Genomic DNA, 22,978 nt, shown 5'->3' with positions numbered 1-22,978 from the left:
TTTTATTATTACGCTTACTTTGTAATTATTACTGACAGACCTTACACACCACAGAGATGTACTTCTATGCCAAGCTCTTTTGCGAGCGCCCCTTTCGCGTACATTGCACGCTCAGCATCCGCCTCAGAGTGCGCGTAAACAACTTGAATGTGGTTAGCTTTGTGTCGTGCCATCATTTGATCACGACTGATCCCTTTAAGTACCGCGTTCATAATTGGCCATTCAGGGGTAGTAGATTGAGAACGACGAGCCACTTCTTCTTCGGGTAAATCAACCGCTTTGCCACGACCAAGATCCATATGAAGAGCACCTTGTTGGACATATATTCTTGACCAGATAATGTTTCCTGCTTTCGCAATACCTCGTAAAGAACCTCCGCCAAATGGGAAATACATCAATGGTTGACGTAAGCTCTCTGAACCAGCCCAACCACCTTCATGGTGAGCTGGCGGTACAGCACCCGATATTTCAAAAACCCACACATAATCATCACAGCTACCTGTAGGATCATATGACCCCCAGCGAATATCATGCAGCGTATTTTCAACAGGCTGCCCAAGCGCTCGATGCAAACGATTGATTAAAACACCATCTAATGCCGCACACTCATCCACTTCATTAAAATGCACTATCGCTTGCCCTTGGCGAATAACACTTCCATCTGCACGCTTTACATCAGGACGGTCTTCATTATTTAGCATACCTTCAGCTAAATCAGAAGCAGGCAGCAAATCCTTCAAGCCTTGCTGATATTGAATGCCTATAGCTTCACACCCAAACTGATCAGCTAAACGAACAGATGCAATGTACATCTTGCATTGCCCAAGAACTTGCGCTTCCGTTAAATCTGTCTCAGGGTTTGGGCCATAATGGAACGTCATGCCTTTATCTAGCATCCACTGATACGCTTCGGCTGCTTCTTCATCAGGCACTTGCAATGTCGCATGATACAAAGTTGATTGTGACAACCTTTCTTTAAAGATGCCCATAGGCATGAGTAATTCATCAGGAATGATGGCGTTATACATACCCATACAGCCTTCATCAAAAACCCCTAAGATGACTTTATTGTGACGAATATCGGCTGCAATTTCCGCAACCAACTTATGATCAGCTTCATTTATAGTCTTTTCGAATGCTCTAACATGCGATGAATCATGAGTAACTTTTCCAGTACTCAACCATTCATTGATACCTTTTAAGAAGAAATCATCGTCAAAATTTTCTGACCAAATAGTAGAATAATCCACATTAGCTTTGGTCATAGAGGCATTAATATTCAGCAAGCCCACCAAACCTGGATATTGACCAGACCAATTGGCGACAGTCAAAATAGGCCCTCGGTGAGTCGTTAAACCCGCTAAGACATGGTGCGAGTATTGCCAAACCGCTTCTGCGACAATTAAAGGAGCATCAGGATCAATCGTTGCAAATATATCCATGCCTTCACGCTGGCTTGCAATAAAGCCATGCCCAGCCGCTTTTTCAGGATGAGCACGAACTAACTCATGCCCAAGGTCTGCCAATACGTTGGTTAGCTTTGCTTCCATTGCTTTTTGTGTAGGCCAACACACAACATTGGCCCCTTCTCTTAAATCACCACTAGCAACTAATGTAATTTGGCTCATAGACTATTTCTCCTTCGTCATCATCATGGCGGTATACTCGGAATAATCGTTTTGCATCTTCCGAAACACCTTGTATTTATTATTGTGATAATTATTGATAGAACCTTGTCTTGGTTCGACCATATGACCTTGACCGGACATCACCTTCATTGCTTGCCTTAGATCAGTAAACTCACCCGCAGCAACTGCTCCCAACATGGCACAGCCTAATAGCACAGGCTCTTTTTGATCTGGCACCAACACCTGACAACCTGTAGCATCAGCATGCTCACGAACATAAAGTGCATTTCTAGCTAGACCGCCACTCATAACAAGCGTATTTATAACCGCTCCCTGAGCACGCATTTCTTCAATAATATGCCGTGTGCCATAAGCCAAAGCTTGTATCGTGGCTAAGTAGTCGAGTGCCAAATCATCAAAGTCTGCACTCATACCTAGCCCAACTACGGCACCTTTTCTCCAAGGGTCAGCCAAAGGAGAGCGGTTTCCATGAAAGTCAGGTTGCACATGACGAGTCGACGCTAAAAACGCCGTTTCCTCAGCCATACTAGCGAGTCTGTCTTCGATCAAATCGGAAATTCTTTTGCCTTGTTTTTTAGCTTCAATAGCAAGTGGGACAGAGGCGCTATGACGAGCAACAACAGCGTCCATAAGTGCACCAGCTGCAGACTGACCGCCTTCTAAAGCCCACATATCAGGTAGGGTTACGCCGAAATATGGCCCCCAAACACCGGGAACAAAAATCGGCTTAGTATTAAAAGCAATATGACAAGTCGACGTACCTGCAATAACTGCAAGACGAGAGTCTATAGGCGATTCACCAATATCAAGCCCCAATGTCCCTAATGCACCAGCATAGGCATCAATTAAACTAGCGGATACCGCAATACCGGCAACCAAACCAAGTTCCGCTGCCGATTGTTCGCTCAGCACACCACAACGTTCACCCGGAACTGCGAGCGTTGAGCCAATAGAGGCATGTCCATCCGCAACTAAATCTTCCAGCCCTATGGAAGACAAAAAGTCATCGTCCCAACCTTCTCCAGCAAAGCCTTTGTGACCTAAATAGGTCCATTTACATACGGTTGAGCACAGCGAGCGCGTGAAACTATTGGTGGCCCGGTGAACTAACCAATCTGGCAAGTCCCAAAATTGAGCAGCATTTTTCCAGCTCTGTGGTAGTTCACGCTTCATCCAACGTAATTTTGGCAGCTCCATTTCAGGAGAAATACGACCACCAACATGCTTTAAAACCGAACCGCCAATTGCATTTATTTCATCGGCATCTTCTATGGCACGGTGATCCATCCATAACATCACGTTTTGGTGAGCCCAACCTGCTGGATCCACACTAACAGGCCCATCACTGGCATCAGTAACGACAAGAGAGCAAGTGGCATCAAACCCCACTCCCACTATTTCTGACGACGATATATTGGCATCAGCTATCGCAGTTTTCGTCGCCGTACAAACTGCCTCCCATATGTCAGCACTACTTTGCTGTGCAAAATTTTCTAGTGGGCGATATGTTTCGATGGCTTGGGCTGAGGTACTTTTTAAATTCCCCTCAGAGTCAAAAACTCCTGCCCTTGCACTGCCAGTACCGACATCAATACCAATAAAAAAGGTCATATTATTATTTTTCCTTATATATTTTTATATTCATCGAATGGGTTCCTGAAGCAAGCACAAAGTCCTTTTCTTTTTGAAAGCGCCACGGATCAGACAATGTTATCGATGCGCTAACATTTGGCGGTAGCTCTACAACCCAACTCACTTCTTCTGGATTGTCTTTATTCATTTCCCAATGACTTTTTATAAGGCCAGTGCATGCCTCATATTCCGCTTCGACGAACCCAATTCTTTTATCAAAGATAGGGCTCATTTTTACATTGGTATAACCAGGGGACGCCTCATCCCAGTCAATTCCAGCAAGTCGAGCCCAGACCCATTCACCAATAGCACCGTAGGCATAATGATTGAAAGAGTTCATAGCTTTACTTTGGAAGCCCTTCTCTGGCGTCCAGCCATCCCAGCGCTCCCATATCGTGGTTGCACCTTGCTTTATTGAGAATCCCCAAGACGGATATGTGTCTTTTAGTAGTAAATCGATCGCTTGAGTGGGAGAAAGGTAGTCGCTAATAACGGGTGCTAAATGACGTACACCAAGGAAACCCGTTTGCAAATGTCCATTGGAGCTCTTAAACAAACGAACGAGATGCTCTGCAGCAGTAGGAACATGGCTTTGAGGTAATATTTTAAAATCTAAGGCTAATAAATACGCTGTTTGCGTATCACCAGATAATGAACCGTCCTCTAAAACAAACTGCTCTAGATATACGTTTCTTAGCTTTTTCGACAGTGCAGACCAAGACGAGCTATCTTTATTTAAAGCCTTAGCCATGCTTGTCATGATATCTGCAAGATAGATCCAATAAGCGGTATTAATAAGCCCTCTATCTGTTTCATCGCCAACGGCTAACCAATCACCATAGTTGTTATGAACATCATTGACTCGAATACCATTAGGGTTTGTCGACTCAATGACTTTCATCCATTTAATAAATGGCTGCCAACATCGCTCTAACATATCTAGATCGGCATAACGTAGATAATGATGCCAAGCTAAAATAATCGGTGCATCACCCCAAGCTGGCGCACCTGGCTGTGGCGTTAATCGATATGGGTTTAATGGTTTAGTGGGAGCTACATCGGGGAAAACACCTTCTTCAGACTGACCATCAATAAGATCTTCCATCCATTTTTTAAGGAAAGCAGAAGTATCCATAAAATAGCCAGCGGTGCGCCAAAATACTTGAGCGTCAGCAGACCAACCATATCGTTCGTCGCGCTGAGGACAGTCTGTTGGCACGCTTAAAAAGTTCCCTCTCTGGCTCCAGAAAATATTTGATAAAAGCTGATTCAGCATAGTGTTACCAGTGTTAATCTTCCCACTTACTGGTAAGTCGCTCTGAATAGCTATGGCTGTGACGCTGAGGTCTGAAACAGCTTCAGACAAACTAACGCCTGCATATTGAAAGCCATGAAAAGTAAAGTGAGGTTTAAAGCACTCAACACCACCGCCCTTACAAATATAAATATCTTCAGAAACGGCATAACGTAAATTTTCAGTGTATAAGTCGCCTTTCTCGTCAAGTCTCTCAGCGTGTCTGATTCGTATTTCAGTTCCTCTTGGCGCTGACACTGTTAACTCAACATAACCCGCTAAGTTTTGACCAAAATTATAAATAAGTTCACCTGAGGAAGCCTTTTCAACAGATGTCGCTTCAAGTCGGGCGACTTCTTTAACACCGTCCGCTCGACTCGCGTCTAATAATGGGGCATTTGGCTCAGGCGAATATACTTCAACAGGTTGCCAGTTATCCTCGGCATATTCCGATGTGAGCCAATCCACTAGCTCCAAACGTGCGTCATACATTTCCCCAGCCAAAAAGTCTGAGTAACAAACCGGACCTTGCTTAGTGTTCCATTGATCATCACTAACGATTTTCTCAACGCTTCCATCGGCGTATTCAATGTGCAATTGGAACATTAGCCCTGGACGACCACCATAATGATTGCCTGCACGTCTTTGATTATGCCCAACACGTCCAGAATACCAACCCTCTCCCAACACGGCGCCAATGACATTGTTTGAAGATGCAAGCAAGTCAGTAACATCGTAGCTTTGATACTCGACACGACGATGATAGTCGGTCCAGCTTGGCGCCATAACGTCATCACCAACTCGTATACCATTTAGGTATAACTCATACAAGCCAAGAGCGCTGACATAAACAAACGCTCTAACTGGCACAGCGCTTAAGGTAAATTGTCGGCGCAAATAATCGGCTGGCCGAGCTTGGAAGCGGTTATCATAATGATTATCTTGTGGTATCTCTCGGCCTGCGGGCAAAACGAAATAGCGAGCTACCCATTGGGCTTGCCAGTCGTCTTCACCCAACCCAGTAAAGAACTGCACTGGCTCAGAACGCCCTGCACTTTGCCCCTCTTCATCCCAGACTTGAACCGCCCACCAAATTCGCTGATCACGTAATAGTGGATTACCACCCCAAGTAACAAAACAGCAAACGTCTTTAATAACACCGCTATCCCAGACGGTTCCATTACCTTGGTAGACATTGTCTTTTGATTCACTAGCAATAATCTGCCAAGAACACATCCTCCCCTTACCTTTTAACCCCCAAGACAACACAGGGGACAATTGATTCAGGCCACGAGGTAATCTTAAACTCTCGCATTTTAAATTTTGAGCTTGAAGATAGATGCATTCCCTAGACATATTACAACTCCAAAGCTCGCTCTCTAGCATTACCAATATGATGATCCATTGCTTCCATTGCCGCATTTCGATCACGTGCTAACAGTGCATCGATAATTTTAATATGATCACCAAAGGCCGCAGGTAAAGTCAGAGAGTTCAATCGTATTCGATCTAACTTGATCAGGCGTATACGTATATTATTAATATCATAAGCGCCCATGAGTAACTCATTACGCGTTGATTGCATTAGCAATGAATGGAAGCCACTGTCTATTTCCTGCCCTCTACGAAGTAACTCTTCTGATGAGCCCGCTTTTACTGCTTCAATGATTTCAAGGTGAAGTGCTTTTTGCTCTAGCAATACCTCTTCAGGCATTTTTTTCAAAGCATACAGAACAGCCTCTCTTTCTAACGCTGCACGCATTTGGAAAGCATCACGAATCATCTGTAAATCAATAGCAGGAATCATGATGCCTTTTTGAGGTAGCACCGTAATCAAATTTTCAGACTGTAACCTCGGCAAAAGCTCTCTTAATGCACCAATGGATAAATGCAGCATTTCAACTAATTCTCGCTGACTAACCATTTGTCCAGGTCGAAGTCGCCCGTCTAATAGAGCTTCTTGAAATTGTTCATAAGCCACCTGACGTATACGGCCGTCATTGTATTTAATTGGAGCTGTCACTACTTTTGCATTCATTTTTTGCCTCGATCAATCAGTTTGATAACAGGTACTAAAGGTCTAATTCTAACTTCAGCGCGGTCCTAATATCATCAGAAAGAGGTAATAAAGGGGGTAAAGGCTTATAAAAAGAAGGTTGATTGTATTTATCTGATAGCAATGCTTTTAAGGAGATCAAACCACCATTACCGTCTATAGCTTCAATACGTTTTGCAGCGCGCGATTCAAAAGCATCATCAACACCACCTTTATACAAAGTCACGCTATCTTCTGGGAAAAGATTAGGTAAACCGCCTATCATGCCAGCACCACCAGCACTAACCATACGACTCAGAATGCGATCGTCTCCGGTAAATATTGATAAATCAGGGAAACTAGCAACTAACTCCAACCCATCTTTAAGATTACCTGTAGAGTCTTTGATACCAACAATTCGCACCCCCAACCTTGCAACAACATCTTTAACTAAAGAAGGCGTAAATGGCACACCACTAAAGAATGGAAAGTTATACAAAACGATATCGAGATCAGGAGTCCCAGCTGAAGCAACTACCGCTTCATAAAAATTCACAACACCCTCATTACCTGAAGGCTGATAATAATAAGGAGGCAATATCAGCGCTGCACGACAGCCTAGATCCGCTGCGGCTTTATAAAGTAACGCAGCATCATCAATGGATGAGGCAATGACCCCTGGGATATGGCGTGACATATCCACCCCAAGGGCCGATAGTTCTTCTAACGCTTGTATTTTTTGTTGAGCAGAAAAGGAAGCGCCTTCACCTGTTGTTCCAAATACGGATACAAATCCACACCCTTTTGACAACATATGATCACAATGGCCTTTAAGTGCTAACACATCAATTCTTTGATGCGAATCAGTAGGCGTTAATGAAGCTCCAATTACTCCCTTTAAGTCCGTATATTCATGCATTGAGATAGTCTCCAATAACTTATTGTTGTTTTGATTAAATCTATAATCATACAACTGATACAATAAGTCTATACTTTGATAAAATTTCCCTGTAAAGTTTTATCAAGCTAAGGGAAGCTGGTAGATTAGAAACCAGCGCCTAAGCCGCAATCTCTACAAAAATAAAAATTGATGAAAATGGAGAAAAGCATGAAATTAAAAACAATAATTGCCGCGATTAGTTGCTGCACAACTCTTGCCATTCCAGCGTTTGCGAATGAAACTATTGAGCTTAAGTTCACCACTGCGTCTGTTCCTTCAGACCTACACACTAAAGCAATGTCGGTGTTTAAAGACTCTTTGAATACCTCCGTTCCAAATCGATTTGATATACAGTTATACGATTCAGGTGCTCTATTTAAAGCTGGCGCGGATTTAGATGCTATGCAGCGTGGCAATGTAGAAATGACCTACCTATCCTATCAATTAATTGCTGACGCTATTCCAAAGTATGGCGCACTTACATCTGGCTATTTATTTAAAAGCCCTGCGCACTATCGTGCGTTTCTAAATTCAAAAGTGGGTCAAACCTTTAAGAAAGATGTATCAGAAGAGATGGACGTTCAAATTCTAGATGCCTGTTATTTAGGTACTCGCGAGCTGAACCTTAGAACCACTCGCGACATCAAAACGCCAAAAGATTTAAAGGGTGTTAAATTAAGAATGCCTGGTTCTGACGCTTGGCTCTTCCTTGGTGATGCGTTAGGTGCATCGGCAACCCCTATGCCTTTTGGTGAAGTGTATTTAGGGCTACAAACAGGCGCCATCGATGCACAAGACAATCCGCTTCCTACTATTGAAGCCGCAAAATTCTATGAAGTGACCAAACAAATTGTCATGACCGATCATTTAGTTGATGCCATCAATATCGTTGTTAACAATGAGACGTGGGATAAGCTGAGCAGGGGTGAGAAAAAAGCCATGCAAAAAGCAGCCGTTACGGCTTGTGATTGGAATAATGAAAAGCGTCAATCTGAAGAAGCACGACTAATCTCTGTCTTTAAAGATGCAGGTCTAACCATTACTACTCCTAACGTTGAAGCCTTTCGCAAACACGTTCAAAGCTATTACTTAAACTCTGATCGTTCAAAAGACTGGCCTAAAGGTTTAATAGAAGAAATAAACAAACTAGCTCAGGAGTAATACTCTATGACAACTCCTATTCGTAGGAGAGGTCTGACAAGAATCGGCAAGCTACTTTCCAAACTTGCCGATTCCATCGGAGCACTCTTCTTTCTAGCAGCGTTCAGCGGATTTATCATACAAGTATTCTATCGATACGTGCTCAACGATCCCATTCGATGGAGCGAAGAACTCATTATGATAGCCTTTATTTGGGTTGTCTTTTGGGCGGCCGCCTTTATGGTACCAATTAAAAGGCACGTAACGTTGGAAGTGGTTTATGACATAGTTCCACCTAAAACAAAACGTATCTTTGCCATCGTCTCTATGCTTGTCATTATCGTATCTTTCGTTATTTTAATGCCTGCGACTCTAGACTATTTAGACTTTCTTACTCGCAAAAAAAGCCCCGTTTTAAGAGTACCAATGCACTTAATTTACAGCTGCTACATGCTCTTTTTAGTTGGCTTTACCGTTAAATCTGGTATTCGCTTATGTAAGTTATTTGGCTCTGACTGGCGTAGCCACATTTAATAGGAATCATGATCATGGATTTTTTCTCTGAATACGCACTCTTAATCATGTTCGTTATTTTAATTGCCATTACCATAACAGGCGTGCCACTTGGCATTGCCATGATTGTTTCGAGTATTTTCTACCTACTTATGTCTGGAAATGATGTCGGATTAGCCGCAGAAAATGTATTGAATGGTGCTTTTGGAAACTTTGTTGCCCTTGCAGTTCCTTTATTCATTTTTGCCGCGAACATTATGAATGCAGGTAAAGTAACCGACCGTTTATTAACTTTCTCTCTCGCCCTAGTCGGACGAATTCCGGGCGGTCTAGCTCAAGTAAACATAATTACCTCTCTTATTTTTTCAGGTATGTCTGGTTCCGCTATCTCCGATGCAGCTGGAGTTGGTAAAATAATCACAGATATGATGACAAAAGGCGGCCGTTATCCAAGAGGTTTTGCTGGCGCCCTAACCGCAACATCGGCAGTTGTCGGACCAATATTTCCACCGTCAATTCCTATGGTGTTTTATGCTCTTATTTCTTCAACATCAGTGGGTGCACTATTTTTAGCCGGTGTTGTGCCTGCTCTGATGGTGTGTTTGGTTTTAGGAATTGCAGTGTTCATTATGGCTAAAGTAAGAGGCTTTCCTGTCGAAGACGCCATTCCATGGAGAGCTTTACCAATTGCTTTTATCAGAGCTTTCCCCGCTCTTTTGATGCCTGTTATTTTACTGGGCGGCATCTACTCTGGTGTATTTACCCCCACTGAAGCGGCTGCTGTTTCCGCTTTTTATGCTTTATTGTTAGCCGTCTTTGCTTATCGAGTGATGGGGTTAAAAGACTTCTGGAATGTTGTCATTGATACGGTAAAAACAACGGCTGTTGTTACATTAGTACTGTGTGGCGCCTTTATTTTTAATTACGTCATTACTGTTGAACAGCTACCTCAGAATGTCTTTGAGCTTTTTAGTTCTTGGAACTTAAGCCAAACCGAATTTTTAATTTTGCTCAACATTCTCTATTTGGTAATGGGATGTTTCTTAGATGTATCAACCATTATGCTGGTAGTAACGCCATTATTTATACCTACAGCCATGCTGCTTGGCATAGACTTAAATCATCTTGGAATAGTGCTAGTTTTCAACATGATGATAGGTTTGTTAACACCGCCTTACGGTATATTGCTGTATATAATTAAAGCGCTGAATGGCATTCCTGTTGGAGAAATGATTCGGGAAATATGGGTGTTTTTAGGAATACTTATAACTTTGCTCGTCATATTCACCTTTTCGCCAGATTTAGTACTTTGGTTACCAAGGCTAGCAGGAATGCTATAAATCAAAATATAAAAGTGGCAACAAAAAGTTCAGGCAGTCTTAAAAATTTAAAATTGGCCGCCTGAACGAAGCTAACAACGTAACTATGACTACTTATTAATCAAATTAAATTGCATGCCTGTTCTCAATATTCCAGTACTTAAAACATTGGCTCTTAAACCACCACGATGCAGCCAGGCTCTTACCACTTGCGGTGATGATATAGAATCGTTGGCAAGAGACTTTCCTAACGAGCCACAGGGCTCACACAATTCGACACCATAAAAGCGAACATCGCCAATAGAGAATTCTTGCCCAACTAACTGGTTCAATCGTACTCCTTGGGTCACTATGTTTCTTCTGGTCGCTGAAAGGCCAATACTTTGTGCGAAGTTAGCATTAAAGGCAGCTATTTCTTCACTTTCGACAAAAGTAATATTTGGACCATCAGAGCCTTTCTTACCGTAGTATCGGTCGCCAACTATGCCTTTACCAGCATCCACTTTGACGGCATCAATCCCTATCTGTGATTGTTTCGATTTTTTCGACACGAAAATTGCTTGAATCACCCTTTGTCTCCTAAGACATGTCTGTCACTGGTCGATTATGACATACACAATGATTAAAAACCTTCCCCAAAAGATCGGTTATTAAGAAGGTTACTCTTCTTGAATGAGGCTAGTGTGCTATAGATTTAATTGAGCCACTCCAATCCATCATAAGGTTTGACTTTTAATGAATCCAGACGCGAAGCAAGAGAACCAGAATGCAATTCTAATTTATGACCGTCTGGGTCTTCAATATACAAGGAATCCCCTTCGCTACTGTTTGATTGCCACTGTCTCACAGCCTTAAACGCCTCTTTTTGTTTAACACTAAGCATGACTGCTGAATCATAAGTAAACGCAAAATGTGTGTAATCCTGACTAGGTTTTGCTTTACCTAAAGATAAACAAAGCCAACAATTCCCGTAGGACAAATAAGCACCAGTATTCCAACGCACCTCGCCTTGAAACCCTAACAGGTCACAATAAAACTCAATGGATACATCAAGATTAGACACACTCAAGGTCAGATGATTGAGCCCTTTATCTTGTTGTAACGCTGGCAATTGAATAGCCGAGCAATCATCGAGAGATGCCACCATAGCGTAAATCTTGGTGGCTTTTTCAAAGTGATTCAATTGCTGTTCTTCGATCCACCAGCGCGCAACGGTCATCAAGGTAACGGGATCATCGTTTTTATTCGCAAAAAACGCATAAAAAGACACCTGAACACCATCGCCTTTTTGTTTGATTTTCTCAGCACAAACCAAAAGAATCTTTTGTTTAATCTTAGTATTCACGTCTCTTAATCCCTTTTAGAAAGAAATCTTGCAAGTATCACGCATCAACATATATCGATTGAAAAATACACTATGCGACTAAAGTCTGACTTCTTATCTATCGACTGCCTGCTAAATTAACAGTGCGTATAAAAATAATTATAAGGAGATCTACCATGTCAGATCATAATATTAATGCAGAAAAATACTGGCAAGCAAACCTAAGGCTGATACTAGGCAGCTTGGTGGTTTGGGCGCTAGCCTCTTATGGCTGCGCTATCCTACTTCGTCCCATGCTCTCAGGCATTATGATCGGAGGTGCTGATTTAGGCTTCTGGTTCGCTCAGCAAGGTTCCATTCTTGTATTCATCGCTTTGACCTTCCACTACGCGTGGAAAATGAACAAGCTTGATGAAGAATTTGGCCTTCAGGAGTAAGTCGCATGGATCAGTTTACTATCAATTTACTTTTCGTCGGTGGTTCCTTTGCGCTTTACTTCGGTATTGCCTTCTGGGCTCGCGCTGGTTCAACAAAAGAATTCTACGTAGCCGGTGGTGGTGTTCATCCCGTACTAAACGGTATGGCAACAGCAGCAGACTGGATGTCAGCAGCGTCCTTCATTTCTATGGCGGGCTTGATCGCGGCTGGTGGTTACGCTAACTCAACCTATTTAATGGGTTGGACTGGTGGTTACGTATTGCTTGCTATGCTTCTAGCACCTTACTTACGTAAGTTCGGTAAATTTACCGTGCCAGATTTCATTGGTGATCGTTTCTACAGCAGCACCGCTCGTTTGGTTGCCGTGGCTTGTTTGATCATTGCTTCTGTTACTTACGTTATCGGTCAAATGACTGGTGCGGGTGTCGCTTTCTCTCGCTTCTTAGAAGTCGATAACAACACTGGCCTTATCATCGCTGCGATTGTTGTATTCTTCTATGCGGTATTAGGTGGTATGAAAGGTATCACTTACACTCAAGTTGCACAGTATGTTGTATTGATCATAGCCTACACTATCCCAGCTGTTTTCATCTCCTTACAGCTGACTGATACGTTTATTCCTGCTATCGGCCTTTTCTCTAACCATACAGAATCTGGTATACCATTGTTGCAAAAACTGGATGAAGTAGTGCGAGAACTGGGCTTCCAAGATTACACTGCGGACGTAGATAACAAACTAAATATGGTTCTGTTCACACTGTCATTGATGATAGGTACCGCAGGTCTACCACACGTTATCATTCGTTTCTTCACCGTTCCTAAAGTAGCTGACGCTCGTTGGTCTGCTGGTTGGGCACTAGTATTCATTGCTTTGTTATACCTAACAGCACCAGCTGTTGCGTCTATGGCTCGCTTGAATCTATTGACCACTATCTATCCTTCTGGCCCAACAGAAGCCCCTATCGAGTACGCAGAGCGTCCTGATTGGGTACAAACTTGGGAAACAACAGGTTTAATTAAGTTTGAAGATAAAAACGGTGACGGTCGAGTTCAATTCTACAACGATGTGCCTGCATTCCAAGAAGAAGCGACAGCACGTGGTTGGGAAGGCAATGAGCTTGTTGTTAACCGAGACATTCTTGTATTGGCAAACCCAGAAATTGCGAACCTTCCAGGTTGGGTAATTGGTTTGATCGCTGCAGGTGGTCTAGCAGCAGCCCTTTCAACGGCAGCTGGTTTGCTCTTGGCTATTTCGTCCGCGGTGAGTCATGACTTAATAAAAGGCTCCATAAATCCAGACATAAGCGATAAGGGGGAACTACTGGTTGCTAGGATATCGATGTTTGTCGCCATCATAGTCGCCACCTATCTCGGTATGAATCCACCCGGATTCGCCGCGCAGGTAGTAGCATTGGCATTCGGTATTGCCGCAGCCTCTATCTTCCCTGCTTTGATGATGGGTATATTCTCTAAACGAGTAAACAGCACTGGTGCGGTTGCAGGTATGCTAGCTGGCTTGATTGCTACCTTGGTTTATATCTTCCTATTCCTTGGCTGGTTCTTCATTCCAGGTACGGCGTCTTTTGCCAACACGCCAGATAATTGGTTGTTCGGTATTTCACCATTGTCATTTGGTGCTATTGGTGCGGTAATTAACTTTGTGGTTGCATTCACTGTGTCTTCAATGACACCTCCGCCACCAAAAGAAATTCAAGACCTTGTTGAAAGCGTTCGTTACCCTCAAGGTGCTGGCGGTGCAGTTGACCACTAAGGTTTAACAAAAGCACTCCCTATCAAGTGGGCCTCACTTCTTTGTGAGGCCCACTTTCCCTATAATAAGAATCCATACAAAATCAAAAAAGAGAGCACTTATGTTTTGGGAACTCATAGCTACTGTTTTTGCCGGTATTGGCGGCGCAGGTATTGCCCTTTTGTTAAGGAAGATAACCAAACAAACCGCTCCGAAATGGTTGGTTCCTGTGTTTGCAGGTGTTGCCATGCTTGGTTTTCAAATCCAAGGCGAATACGACTGGTACGATCACCAAACTAGCCTGTTACCAGAGGGTGTTGTCGTTGTAAAAACCGTTCAAGAAGAAGCCCCATGGCGTCCTTGGAGCTACGTATTTCCACAAACTCTTCGTTTTATTGCTGCTGACGTAGAGAACTCTGCAAAAAATAAAATTGATCCGAATCTTGTTCTCGTCGACCTATACTTTTTTGAACGTCGCCACATGGCGAAACGCGTTCCACAAATAGTCGATTGTGTTCAAGGTGCCAGAACCGACTTTACTCAATCATTTAGTGCGTCATCAAGCTCAAAAAGCCAATCCACTTCAACGTGGTATCCACTTGAAAGCGATGATTTATTACTAAAAGCGATTTGCAGTGATCAAGCCTAAAAAAGTCTCTTTAACCTAAGTTTTCCTCATTAGCATAAAACACGATAACGTCTCATAATATCGATTTACCCAATAGCGAAAGTCGATATTATGAACATCACTCCAGCAGAACGCGACGCGGTTTACAAAACCATTTTTTCCCGCCGAGATGTGCGACGAGAATTCAAACCCGATCCTATTCCAAATGATGTTTTAGAACGCGTTTTACTGGCTGCGCACCATGCACCGAGTGTCGGTTTTATGCAGCCTTGGGACTTCATTCTTGTCTCTAAGCCAGAATCCAAAACACAAATTAAAAAGGGGTTTCTAAAAGCACACGCAGAAGCCGCCGAGCTATTTGAAGGCGAACGCAAAGAGCAATACAAGAGTTTCAAACTAGAAGGCATTGAAGAAGCACCATTGGGTATTTGCGTGACTTGTGATCGCAGCAGAACAGGATCTGTCGTACTAGGACGCACAGCCAAGCCAGAAATGGATTTATTCAGCTCTGTGTGCGCGGTACAAAACCTATGGCTAGCCGCGAGAGCAGAAAACCTAGGTGTTGGCTGGGTCAGTATTGTTGATGACAAGGCGATACGCGACACGCTCAACATTCCTGAATCCATCGATATCATTGCCTATTTATGCGTGGGCTATGTCGAAGAATTTCATGATACACCCGATCTTGAAAGAGCAGGCTGGCTGCCAAGGCGAGACGTCAGCTCGGCCGTTCATTACGACTCTTGGCCAGATCCAAAGAGCGAATAAGACAAATTAAAAAATAGAGACAAGACAGATGGTTCGTCTGCCTTGTCGCTATAAAAATACGACTAAAAGAGCGCCCTATCTAAAGCCTCAATCAACTGATCCATTTCTTCGTCATTGGTATAATGCACAAATGACAAACGAACCACGCCCGTATTTGCATCCACTCCCATAGCCTCCAACAAACGCACTGCGTAAAAGTGCCCTGCGCCACAAATTATGCCCTGATCTACTAGCTTCTGCGCCAACTCCTGAGGCGTTTGACCTTTAGGAATAATAGATACCGTTGCGGCTTTCTTGGCAGGATCCGCCGTTCCAAGTAAGGTCAATTTAGGATGTTGGTCAACAAAATTAAGCAACCTAGCCAATAAGACTTGCTCGGCATCATGCAACAAATCTCGCACACGCTGGGCTTTTTCAGTAATAGAATCCGTCGCATCAAAGTGATGATCGTGCAAAACATCAAAATAATCCAACACTCCGCGGCTCGCTGCCACTTGGGCATGATCAGGTCCAGCTGGCACAAACCATTTTTGACGATAGGCTTTGTTAAAATAATGCGCTTGATTGCCCAATTCATCCGCCATAGCATCGCGAATAACCATGACACCAAGATGTGTTCCGTAGGCTTTATAAAGCGAGAACAAGTAAATGTCAGCACCAAGAGCATCCACATCTGGTAAGCCATGGCCCGCAAAGGACACACCATCAACCACAGTTGCCACACCCGCTGCTTTCGCTCGTGCGCAAATATCCACTACTGGATTGGTTTCAGCGACAATATTTGAACAATGAGTAAAAGCTAAAAGCTTGGTTCGTTCAGTAAAAAGCTTCTCTAAACTATTTATATCTAACGACCCTGTCAGAGCATCCACTCGCCATTCTTTAATCACGATGCCACGTGCTTCTAATGCACGCCAAACACCAATATTCGCTTCGTGATCTTGATTGGTCACTATGATTTCATCGCCTGCTTTTAGAATTTTGCCGAAGGCTTGCGCCAAGACATAGGTATTCTGAGAAGTCGAAGGCCCAAGGTGCACTTCACTAGCCTTCACATTTAAATAAGACGCTAAACGTTCATGAGCTAAATCCATCTGAGCACCGGCTTTTTGTGCCGCAGGATGAAGATGATACGGCTGTAGTTTGGTTTCTCGATAATATTGGTCTAAATGGTCAATGATTGCCTGACAAGCATAAGACCCGCCTGCATTATCAAAAAAGGCCTGCCCCGCTAAAGAAGGTTCCTTAAACGCTGGGAATTGAGAACGTGCAAACGCCAAATCTAATTTAGGTGTCATAATTTTATCTCCATACCGAAAGCAATCTACAGCCTGTCATCAACAACAAACTAATCTAGTGAGGCCCTTGCACGAAGTAACAAGTACACTAGTCATGCAAGGTCTCATAGGAAAAGTATAGAGAATATGCCACACAAGTTGTTTGCTATTTAAAGGGAGAATAACTAACGTAATACAAGATTTTTGTTTAAATTGAGCACTTTATGAAAGAAATCACCCTAGACCGTACCGACTACAAAATAATCCAAGCATTGGAAAAAGATGGTCGCCTTAGTAACACTCAGTTAGCAGAGACAATTAACCTCTCACAATCACAGTGTTTAAGACGCTTACGCCAACTAGAAGAAATGGACATTATTAGTGGTTACCGAGCCCAGGTAAATTACCAAAAACTCGGCTATAGCGTGATGGCTTGGACATTAGTCACCGTTAGCAAAGACGCTCCCAATGCACGGGATAATGTGATGTGTTTTCTGCAACAACAAAGCGCTGCGATTAACGTTCATGGTGTTACTGGAGATGTCGATTTAATGGTAGAAATCTGCGCTAAAGACATGGTGCAATTCACCGATTTAGTGGTCAAGCAACTTTATGCCCATGCCGACGTTGTAAGCACCAAATCCTATATACGTTTAGACACAGCAAAGCAAAATGGTAGCCCTCTTGATAAGACATAAAAGTCTTTTAAAAATCTTAACTTAAGACGTTTCTTGTCCAATTGATTAGTTTTTTTCAGGTATTGGTGTATTTTTTATCGTTTGTCTTAATTCCCCATAGTTTCTAATATATAAGCATCAAAACGGAATAAGTTTTGACGCTTTTTAAAACAACCATGAAAGAGGAATACATCATGAAAAACACTAAATCTGTTGCCGAATTATTAGAAACTGTAAACACTTCTTTTCTTACTGATGCTGAAAAATACGAAGCAATTGCTCGTGCTGAACGCGCTGAATACATCGTTGCAGGTATCTCTTCTGCTGTTCAAGCCGTTAAAAATGTAGCAATCAAATTGAAATCAGCTTTCGTATCTTCTTCTGCACAACACGCTTAATCGTTAAACACACTTAAAAGTTATTGGGTAAGCGTCTGTTCCCAAAACAGATATTTTGGCTTACTCCAACAGGCTTGTAAGGAAATGGCGCTAGAATAAAAACATAAAGCGCTTCCTGTTCCTACCTACGAAACCTATTTGAATCGCCTAAATTTCATTCGTAATTATTTTCACCACTTTGTTTTTACAAAAACGTTCTACATGAATTTTCTAACTTCATTTTTTAGCAGTAAAAACAATTCAATAAAACCAACAGATACAAGATAAACTAATCTGATATCAAATCGCTAATTAACCCAATCCATTCTTCAAACTGGACGTCTAACCGTCTTTTCTGATCTTGAGAAAGGGTCAGGTTTAGTTCCGCCAGCATTTGAGCATACAAGCGTGCATTGTGGTCTAAATCCTGTTGGTATTGAGCAATTTTATATTGATCTGGATTACTGATAAGAAGAGTAAGTCGCTGCGTAAAATCAGACCTATTCCGATTGGCAAAAATGTCTCTTACCGTATCTTGAAGGGTCGTTTGATAGACCGTCCGTTCAGTAGAAGTTGGAATAAGTTGCCGTGCGTACTTTTTAATAATATCAAGCTGCTGTCGATCTAGCTTACCAAGATTATCTTCCACCGATTCGGTTAGTCGCTCTTCTCTACGACTTAATCGATCTTCTTCGGTTCGTTCATCAAATTCGACCTGCTTTTCTAGCCTCTTTTTCTTCCAAGTAGACAAAATTCCAGCGATTTGATCTTGAGAAAGTTGTTGAGCAATACTGGCCACCTCAGGGGCAATTTTGGCTCGAAAACGATGAAGATGCTGTCTTGCTTCATCAAATTCATTCAACCATTGGTCTTGATTGAGAGGCCCAATATCTAATTTTATTTTTAGATTCTGGAGTTGTGCCTGATATTTTTTAAGTTCAGTAGAGCGATGCCAGCTTTGCCATGAAGCAATCTGGTCATCCACCACGGCTTTTTGATCAGACGATAAATCAACGTAGTCATCTAAATACCAATAAAGTAACCAATCAATATTGTTGTACACAAAGGATGACGAGCAGGCGCTTAAAAGAAAGCTGAACAGTATCACTAAGGGAAATTTGGCCTTCTGCATATATGATCCCTTAACCTATTCAGTTTTGTTTTATATTTACTGTTTACGGGCTTGTCGATGAAATGGATCACTCTATAAAAGATAGACTATGGACTATCAGATGACACTTTTTTATCATGTTCATGATGCGACTTTCTAGGCATAATATCGATCAAATACAATTGAATAGATGTGAATAGGAAAAAGAAATGACCACTTGGCACTGTCAAACTTTTAGCGAGCTATCCACACAAACATTATATGACCTACTCAAGCTGCGTAGTGACGTCTTTGTGGTAGAGCAAAACTGTATTTTTCCTGATATGGATGATCTGGATAAGCTCCCCAAAACTCGCCACCTGTTTGCCCTACAAGACAATAAAGTGGTCGCCTACGCTCGATTGCTTGCCGAAGGCGTCTCTTATTCAGGTTATAGCAGTATCGGTCGAGTGGTTGTCGCGCAAGAAAATCGCAAAGATAAATTAGGTCACGCGCTAATGACCAATGCGATTGAAGAAACCCTTAATATTTGGCCAGACAGCCCGATTAAAATTGGCGCACAATCTCATCTTGAACGCTTTTATCTATCTCACGGTTTTATCACAGTATCCGAACCCTACATGGAAGATGGTATAGAGCATTATCATATGATTAGAGAGGCGGAAATAAACCTTTAATCCGCGCTTTCAGCTCTGGCAAGACTTCAATTTCAAACCAAGGGTTTTGCTTGAGCCAGCGATTGTTCCTAGGACTTGGGTGAGGCAATACTAATTTGCCTTGCTCTAACCAATATTGCCATTGTTTAACTTGCTTCGTGACATTATCAGACTGACCTAAATGATAGGCTTGCGCATAAGCACCCAAGACAATCGTTAATTCAATATTCTTCAGCTGATTAAGCACAACTTCTCGCCATTTTATCGAGCATTCAGGGCGTGGCGGTAAATCGCCTGATTTCTTTCCTGCTGAAGGTCCGCTTTTATGGACACTATTCCCCGGAAAACAAAACCCCATTGGAACAATAGCGACTTTCTGCTCATCGTAAAATTCATCAACAGATAAGCCGAGCCATTCACGTAATCGTTCGCCACTGAGATCATCAAATGGCCGACCAATATCATGGGTCTTTTGCCCTGGCGCTTGGCCAGCAATTAATAGTTTAGCGTTTGGATGAATTTGCAGAATGGGTTTTGGAGGATAAGGCAGAGCATCAGCGCAATGTTGACAAGAAAGAACCGCTTCTTTTAATACTAGAAATGCATCATGCGACATAGAAATTGCCTCATAAAAAAGGCACTACTCGTTCGTAGTGCCCTTCAGCTTTAGAAATTATTACATGTTGTTTAAGTAAGCCTCAATAAACTGACCTTGATTTGGTGCTTTAGGTGCAGTTTTAAAATTCAGCACTTGATCATTAATTCGTAACTTAAGTTCATCGGTAAAGTCACAGCTAATGGCTTTAAACTCTTTCGCTGTTTCTTTAAAGGCAGGTTTTGTCGCGCATTGATCCGCAATTTTTGATGACACTTGCGCACAATAAGCGGCGATTGCATAAGAACCTAAGTCATTATCAGAAATGGTAGTCCAATCCACCTTGGTTGGAATCTCTATACCGCATTGCTTAGCCACATTGTCATCGGCTTCTTGAATCTTAGTTTTTTGATACGCTAGATGCTTTTCACGATTAGACATGGCTAATTTTTCTTGGATACCTTGCTTTGATTGCTGGTCATAAAGTGCAGAGATAGCCTGAACCGTATCGGCTTTCGCTTCATCTTTTTTGCCAAGATAAATACCATCTTTAGCATCAGGCAAATACAAAGTATATGAGCAACAGCCATAGTTATTGGCGATATAAATCAATGACCTTTTTGAGCCATCATAAGTGTATTTTAATCTCTGATCATCGCCCTGTTTCTTTACTTCGGTTAGAAATACCACGCCATCAATTTCATGGTTCACGCCCGTTACTTTCACCAAAGCCTGTTTATTGTCGGTGGTCGGTGCAATAACAACATTTACGCCATCACCAGATGTTAGCTCCATTGGATATTTTGCCAAGTCCAACGCAAAAACAGAATGGCTTAAAAGCAGCAAAAACACAGATAACGTCTTTTTCATTTTAAATCCCTTTTAGAATACAGTACATAAACAAGCAGCAAATTTGCCACCCTATAAGTTTGGGCGATATTTAAACACTTATCATTCTGCCTTTCTAGAGACGTAATCAAGTCGGAATGTCGTAGAGGTTATTTTTAAATTATTCAATGCACAAAAAAGCGGTTTCTGACACTTAAGTCAGAAACCGCTTTTTTTTGAGAAAAGTACTAAGTGCTATTAGTGCTTAGTGTTCGTGACCACCAGCGCCGTGAACATGCCCATGCTCTAGTTCTTCAGCCAAGGCTTCACGAACTTCAATGATTTCAACATCAAAATTCAATGTTTTACCAGCCAAAGGATGGTTACCATCAAGCATAACGCCATCTTCTTCTACTGCGATAACCGTTACTGGCTGTTGACCGCCTGGTGTTTGTGCCATGAACTGCATGCCAACTTGAATTTCATCAACGCCTTGGAAGTTTTCACTAGGTACTTTTTGAATAAGTTCTTCATGAACCGCACCGTATCCATCTTCAGGTGTAACAGACACAGCAAGCTTATCGCCAGCCGCTTTGCCTTGAAGTGCTTTGTCTAGACCATCAATGATGTTTTGAGCACCACTTAGAAACACTAATGGCTCTTGACCAACAGAAGAGTCTAGTTCTTGACCTTGTTCGTCAGTCAATGTGTAGTGCATGCTAACAACGGCGTTTTCTGTGATTTGCATTGTATTCTCCTAATGAACATATAATAAATAATGGGGGAACGAGCGCTTGATACAAGCAAACCTTACATTTCAACAATAAGCGTTACACCGCCACAACACGAACCCAAACAATAGTTTGTGGCATTATGATAACGTTCCATAAGCTCAATAACTACCGTATAACCCTAGAAGTTTGGTGCGTTCGACGATTTTTAAAGGGATGTTTGACAAAAAATTTAAAAAAAATGCAAAAAAAGCCAAGCTGATCAAATTTGAAACACGATTTAATCAACAAGCTCCCCTTGAAATTGAAAGACAGATTGAGTTTTAGCAACGGAAAAACCGAGCGCGGTATAAAACTTTTTCGCGCCATCACGAGTATCATTGGTACGCACTCGTAAAACGATCTTCTCATTTAAAGCCCACTCTTTTGCTTTTTCGACCAAAGCGCGCCCTGCACCCTTTAACCGCACCTGATCCGATACAGACAAACCAAGAATTTCAATAAAGTCTGCTGAAGCGGCTCGAAAAGCATGTTGAGCATGTAACCAACCGATCAATTGACCATTGAATTCGGCCACCCAAACTTTGTCATTGCTAGATAAAAGTAGTCGCTCAAGACGCTTTATTGCACGTTCTTCTGATACCGTATTTTGATAACCTAATGCTGAAGCGACATCAGCAATGGCTTTAGCATCATTTGATATGGCTAATCGAATTTCCATTGTTTCTCTCAACTCCATTGTCGTTACCCATTTTCTTCAAAATACTATTCACTAGGCGGTATGAACTGAGAGATATCAAGTTCATACGATTTCCCTAACCAGCTAACACCTTGAGTATGATCAACATATTCATTGCCTGTTAGTGGGTGAACAAATACATCCAATGACTGACGATGTAACATCAACCACGGAATGACCTTACCAAAGCTTTCCGCTGCGAATGACAGCTGACAACTCCAAACTGGGTGCGGCCCTACTGGCTTTTGATGAAAACGTCCAACACGAATGTCGAACAGCTCACTAGCTTGTTCAGCCACTTTTTTGGCCAATTCAACGCCCGCGTCATCGCAGTAATAAAGATGCGCATGAAACGCTTTAATATCTTGATCTAATGGTTGTTGCTTCATGGTACCGTCCAATGCTTATAAGTAATCAATTCAATGCAATAAGTTTAGCACCTGCACCCCCTCAGCTTGGCTATCGCATCGAGAAAACTGCATTTCAGGATAAGAAATAATCACCACTTTGTCTAAAGACATGATTTACACGACCTTAGTCGTAGAGGATTGTTTTAT

At 42.3% G+C, this 22,978-nt stretch carries 24 protein-coding genes and 1 pseudogene; 10 read left to right on the top strand and 15 right to left on the bottom strand.

What is annotated here, in order from left to right:
- Window positions 1–41: 41 nt before the first annotated feature.
- From AC2A4J_RS06975 to AC2A4J_RS06955, 5 genes are read right to left on the bottom strand one after another with little or no spacing between them, the layout of a single operon-like run.
- On the bottom strand, window positions 42–1,628 hold the full coding sequence (locus AC2A4J_RS06975) for a hypothetical protein (protein ID WP_484175441.1): 1,587 nt from the start codon (window positions 1,626–1,628) through the stop codon (window positions 42–44).
- A 3-nt stretch (window positions 1,629–1,631) separates the two neighbouring features.
- Window positions 1,632–3,260 carry an FGGY-family carbohydrate kinase gene (locus AC2A4J_RS06970; RefSeq protein ID WP_484175440.1) on the bottom strand — a complete coding sequence of 543 codons (1,629 nt, stop codon included), beginning with the start codon at window positions 3,258–3,260 and terminating at the stop codon, window positions 1,632–1,634.
- A 4-nt stretch (window positions 3,261–3,264) separates the two neighbouring features.
- A complete protein-coding gene (locus AC2A4J_RS06965; protein ID WP_484175439.1) occupies window positions 3,265–5,931 on the bottom strand; it encodes an alpha-L-rhamnosidase in 2,667 nt (888 codons plus the stop codon).
- Window position 5,932: 1 nt separating this feature from the next.
- Window positions 5,933–6,613 (bottom strand): GntR family transcriptional regulator, encoded by a 681-nt coding sequence (locus AC2A4J_RS06960; protein ID WP_114411673.1) that lies wholly within the window; start codon window positions 6,611–6,613, stop codon window positions 5,933–5,935.
- Window positions 6,614–6,647: 34 nt separating this feature from the next.
- Entirely contained in the window at window positions 6,648–7,529 is an 882-nt protein-coding gene (locus AC2A4J_RS06955; protein WP_484175438.1) for a dihydrodipicolinate synthase family protein, read from the bottom strand.
- A gap of 189 nt (window positions 7,530–7,718) precedes the next feature.
- On the opposite strand from AC2A4J_RS06955, the gene AC2A4J_RS06950 reads away from it, so the two are divergent.
- From AC2A4J_RS06950 to AC2A4J_RS06940, 3 genes are read left to right on the top strand one after another with little or no spacing between them, the layout of a single operon-like run.
- Window positions 7,719–8,711 (top strand): sialic acid TRAP transporter substrate-binding protein SiaP, encoded by a 993-nt coding sequence (locus tag AC2A4J_RS06950; RefSeq protein ID WP_484175437.1) that lies wholly within the window; start codon window positions 7,719–7,721, stop codon window positions 8,709–8,711.
- Between the two features lie 6 nt (window positions 8,712–8,717).
- Window positions 8,718–9,224: a TRAP transporter small permease gene (locus AC2A4J_RS06945; protein WP_484175436.1), complete on the top strand. Its 507-nt coding sequence runs from the start codon at window positions 8,718–8,720 to the stop codon at window positions 9,222–9,224.
- Between the two features lie 14 nt (window positions 9,225–9,238).
- Window positions 9,239–10,543 carry a TRAP transporter large permease gene (locus tag AC2A4J_RS06940; RefSeq protein ID WP_114411669.1) on the top strand — a complete coding sequence of 435 codons (1,305 nt, stop codon included), beginning with the start codon at window positions 9,239–9,241 and terminating at the stop codon, window positions 10,541–10,543.
- A gap of 89 nt (window positions 10,544–10,632) precedes the next feature.
- Here AC2A4J_RS06940 and AC2A4J_RS06935 read toward each other — a convergent pair whose 3' ends face one another.
- From AC2A4J_RS06935 to AC2A4J_RS06925, 3 genes and pseudogenes are all read right to left on the bottom strand, one after another.
- Window positions 10,633–11,091, bottom strand: a complete 459-nt coding sequence (locus AC2A4J_RS06935) for an MOSC domain-containing protein (protein ID WP_484175435.1) — start codon at window positions 11,089–11,091, stop codon at window positions 10,633–10,635.
- A 125-nt stretch (window positions 11,092–11,216) separates the two neighbouring features.
- Entirely contained in the window at window positions 11,217–11,669 is a 453-nt protein-coding gene (locus AC2A4J_RS06930) for a VOC family protein (RefSeq protein WP_484175604.1), read from the bottom strand.
- 6 nt (window positions 11,670–11,675) lie between these two features.
- A pseudogene (locus tag AC2A4J_RS06925) lies at window positions 11,676–11,867 on the bottom strand (DUF6500 family protein); the annotation flags it as partial.
- Window positions 11,868–12,022: 155 nt separating this feature from the next.
- Here AC2A4J_RS06925 and AC2A4J_RS06920 point away from each other — a divergent pair.
- The 4 genes from AC2A4J_RS06920 to bluB all read left to right on the top strand — a co-directional run bounded on the left by AC2A4J_RS06920 (window position 12,023) and on the right by bluB (window position 15,430).
- On the top strand, window positions 12,023–12,283 hold the full coding sequence (locus AC2A4J_RS06920; protein WP_114411667.1) for a DUF4212 domain-containing protein: 261 nt from the start codon (window positions 12,023–12,025) through the stop codon (window positions 12,281–12,283).
- Between the two features lie 5 nt (window positions 12,284–12,288).
- Complete coding sequence (locus AC2A4J_RS06915; protein ID WP_114411666.1) at window positions 12,289–14,055, top strand: sodium:solute symporter family protein; 1,767 nt, start codon at window positions 12,289–12,291, stop codon at window positions 14,053–14,055.
- A gap of 100 nt (window positions 14,056–14,155) precedes the next feature.
- Complete coding sequence (locus AC2A4J_RS06910; protein WP_484175434.1) at window positions 14,156–14,683, top strand: hypothetical protein; 528 nt, start codon at window positions 14,156–14,158, stop codon at window positions 14,681–14,683.
- Window positions 14,684–14,773: 90 nt separating this feature from the next.
- The gene (gene bluB, locus AC2A4J_RS06905) at window positions 14,774–15,430 is read left to right on the top strand and encodes a 5,6-dimethylbenzimidazole synthase (protein WP_484175433.1); all 657 of its coding nucleotides are present in this window, start codon (window positions 14,774–14,776) and stop codon (window positions 15,428–15,430) included.
- Between the two features lie 62 nt (window positions 15,431–15,492).
- Here bluB and AC2A4J_RS06900 read toward each other — a convergent pair whose 3' ends face one another.
- On the bottom strand, window positions 15,493–16,728 hold the full coding sequence (locus tag AC2A4J_RS06900; RefSeq protein WP_484175432.1) for an aminotransferase class V-fold PLP-dependent enzyme: 1,236 nt from the start codon (window positions 16,726–16,728) through the stop codon (window positions 15,493–15,495).
- A 203-nt stretch (window positions 16,729–16,931) separates the two neighbouring features.
- Between AC2A4J_RS06900 and AC2A4J_RS06895 the strand changes: the two genes are divergently transcribed.
- Both AC2A4J_RS06895 and AC2A4J_RS06890 read left to right on the top strand, forming a co-directional pair.
- The gene (locus tag AC2A4J_RS06895) at window positions 16,932–17,405 is read left to right on the top strand and encodes an Lrp/AsnC family transcriptional regulator (protein WP_484175431.1); all 474 of its coding nucleotides are present in this window, start codon (window positions 16,932–16,934) and stop codon (window positions 17,403–17,405) included.
- A 173-nt stretch (window positions 17,406–17,578) separates the two neighbouring features.
- Complete coding sequence (locus AC2A4J_RS06890) at window positions 17,579–17,782, top strand: RSP_7527 family protein (RefSeq protein ID WP_255828439.1); 204 nt, start codon at window positions 17,579–17,581, stop codon at window positions 17,780–17,782.
- 268 nt (window positions 17,783–18,050) lie between these two features.
- Here the strand turns inward: AC2A4J_RS06890 and AC2A4J_RS06885 are convergent, their stop codons facing one another.
- Window positions 18,051–18,893, bottom strand: a complete 843-nt coding sequence (locus tag AC2A4J_RS06885) for a DUF6279 family lipoprotein (RefSeq protein ID WP_484175430.1) — start codon at window positions 18,891–18,893, stop codon at window positions 18,051–18,053.
- 188 nt (window positions 18,894–19,081) lie between these two features.
- Here AC2A4J_RS06885 and AC2A4J_RS06880 point away from each other — a divergent pair, with 188 nt between their 5' ends.
- Complete coding sequence (locus AC2A4J_RS06880; RefSeq protein ID WP_484175429.1) at window positions 19,082–19,549, top strand: GNAT family N-acetyltransferase; 468 nt, start codon at window positions 19,082–19,084, stop codon at window positions 19,547–19,549.
- Here the strand turns inward: AC2A4J_RS06880 and AC2A4J_RS06875 are convergent.
- From AC2A4J_RS06875 to AC2A4J_RS06855, 5 genes are all read right to left on the bottom strand, one after another.
- Window positions 19,524–20,144, bottom strand: coding sequence for a uracil-DNA glycosylase family protein (locus AC2A4J_RS06875; RefSeq protein ID WP_484175428.1), 621 nt, complete (start codon window positions 20,142–20,144; stop codon window positions 19,524–19,526). The two genes, AC2A4J_RS06880 and AC2A4J_RS06875, sit on opposite strands and share 26 nt — an antisense overlap.
- A 60-nt stretch (window positions 20,145–20,204) precedes the next feature.
- Window positions 20,205–20,993 carry a hypothetical protein gene (locus AC2A4J_RS06870; RefSeq protein ID WP_484175427.1) on the bottom strand — a complete coding sequence of 263 codons (789 nt, stop codon included), beginning with the start codon at window positions 20,991–20,993 and terminating at the stop codon, window positions 20,205–20,207.
- 223 nt (window positions 20,994–21,216) lie between these two features.
- Window positions 21,217–21,699 (bottom strand): FKBP-type peptidyl-prolyl cis-trans isomerase, encoded by a 483-nt coding sequence (locus AC2A4J_RS06865; RefSeq protein WP_255828434.1) that lies wholly within the window; start codon window positions 21,697–21,699, stop codon window positions 21,217–21,219.
- A 263-nt stretch (window positions 21,700–21,962) separates the two neighbouring features.
- Window positions 21,963–22,403, bottom strand: a complete 441-nt coding sequence (locus AC2A4J_RS06860) for an N-acetyltransferase family protein (RefSeq protein ID WP_484175426.1) — start codon at window positions 22,401–22,403, stop codon at window positions 21,963–21,965.
- A gap of 44 nt (window positions 22,404–22,447) precedes the next feature.
- The gene (locus AC2A4J_RS06855; protein WP_484175425.1) at window positions 22,448–22,810 is read right to left on the bottom strand and encodes a DOPA 4,5-dioxygenase family protein; all 363 of its coding nucleotides are present in this window, start codon (window positions 22,808–22,810) and stop codon (window positions 22,448–22,450) included.
- Window positions 22,811–22,978 lie beyond the last annotated feature (168 nt).

The sequence above is a fragment of the Marinomonas sp. ATLA20 genome (genome assembly GCF_057180105.1).
The sequence above is the reverse complement of the archived record's forward strand: the minus strand, read 5'-3'. Positions and strand labels throughout refer to the sequence as shown.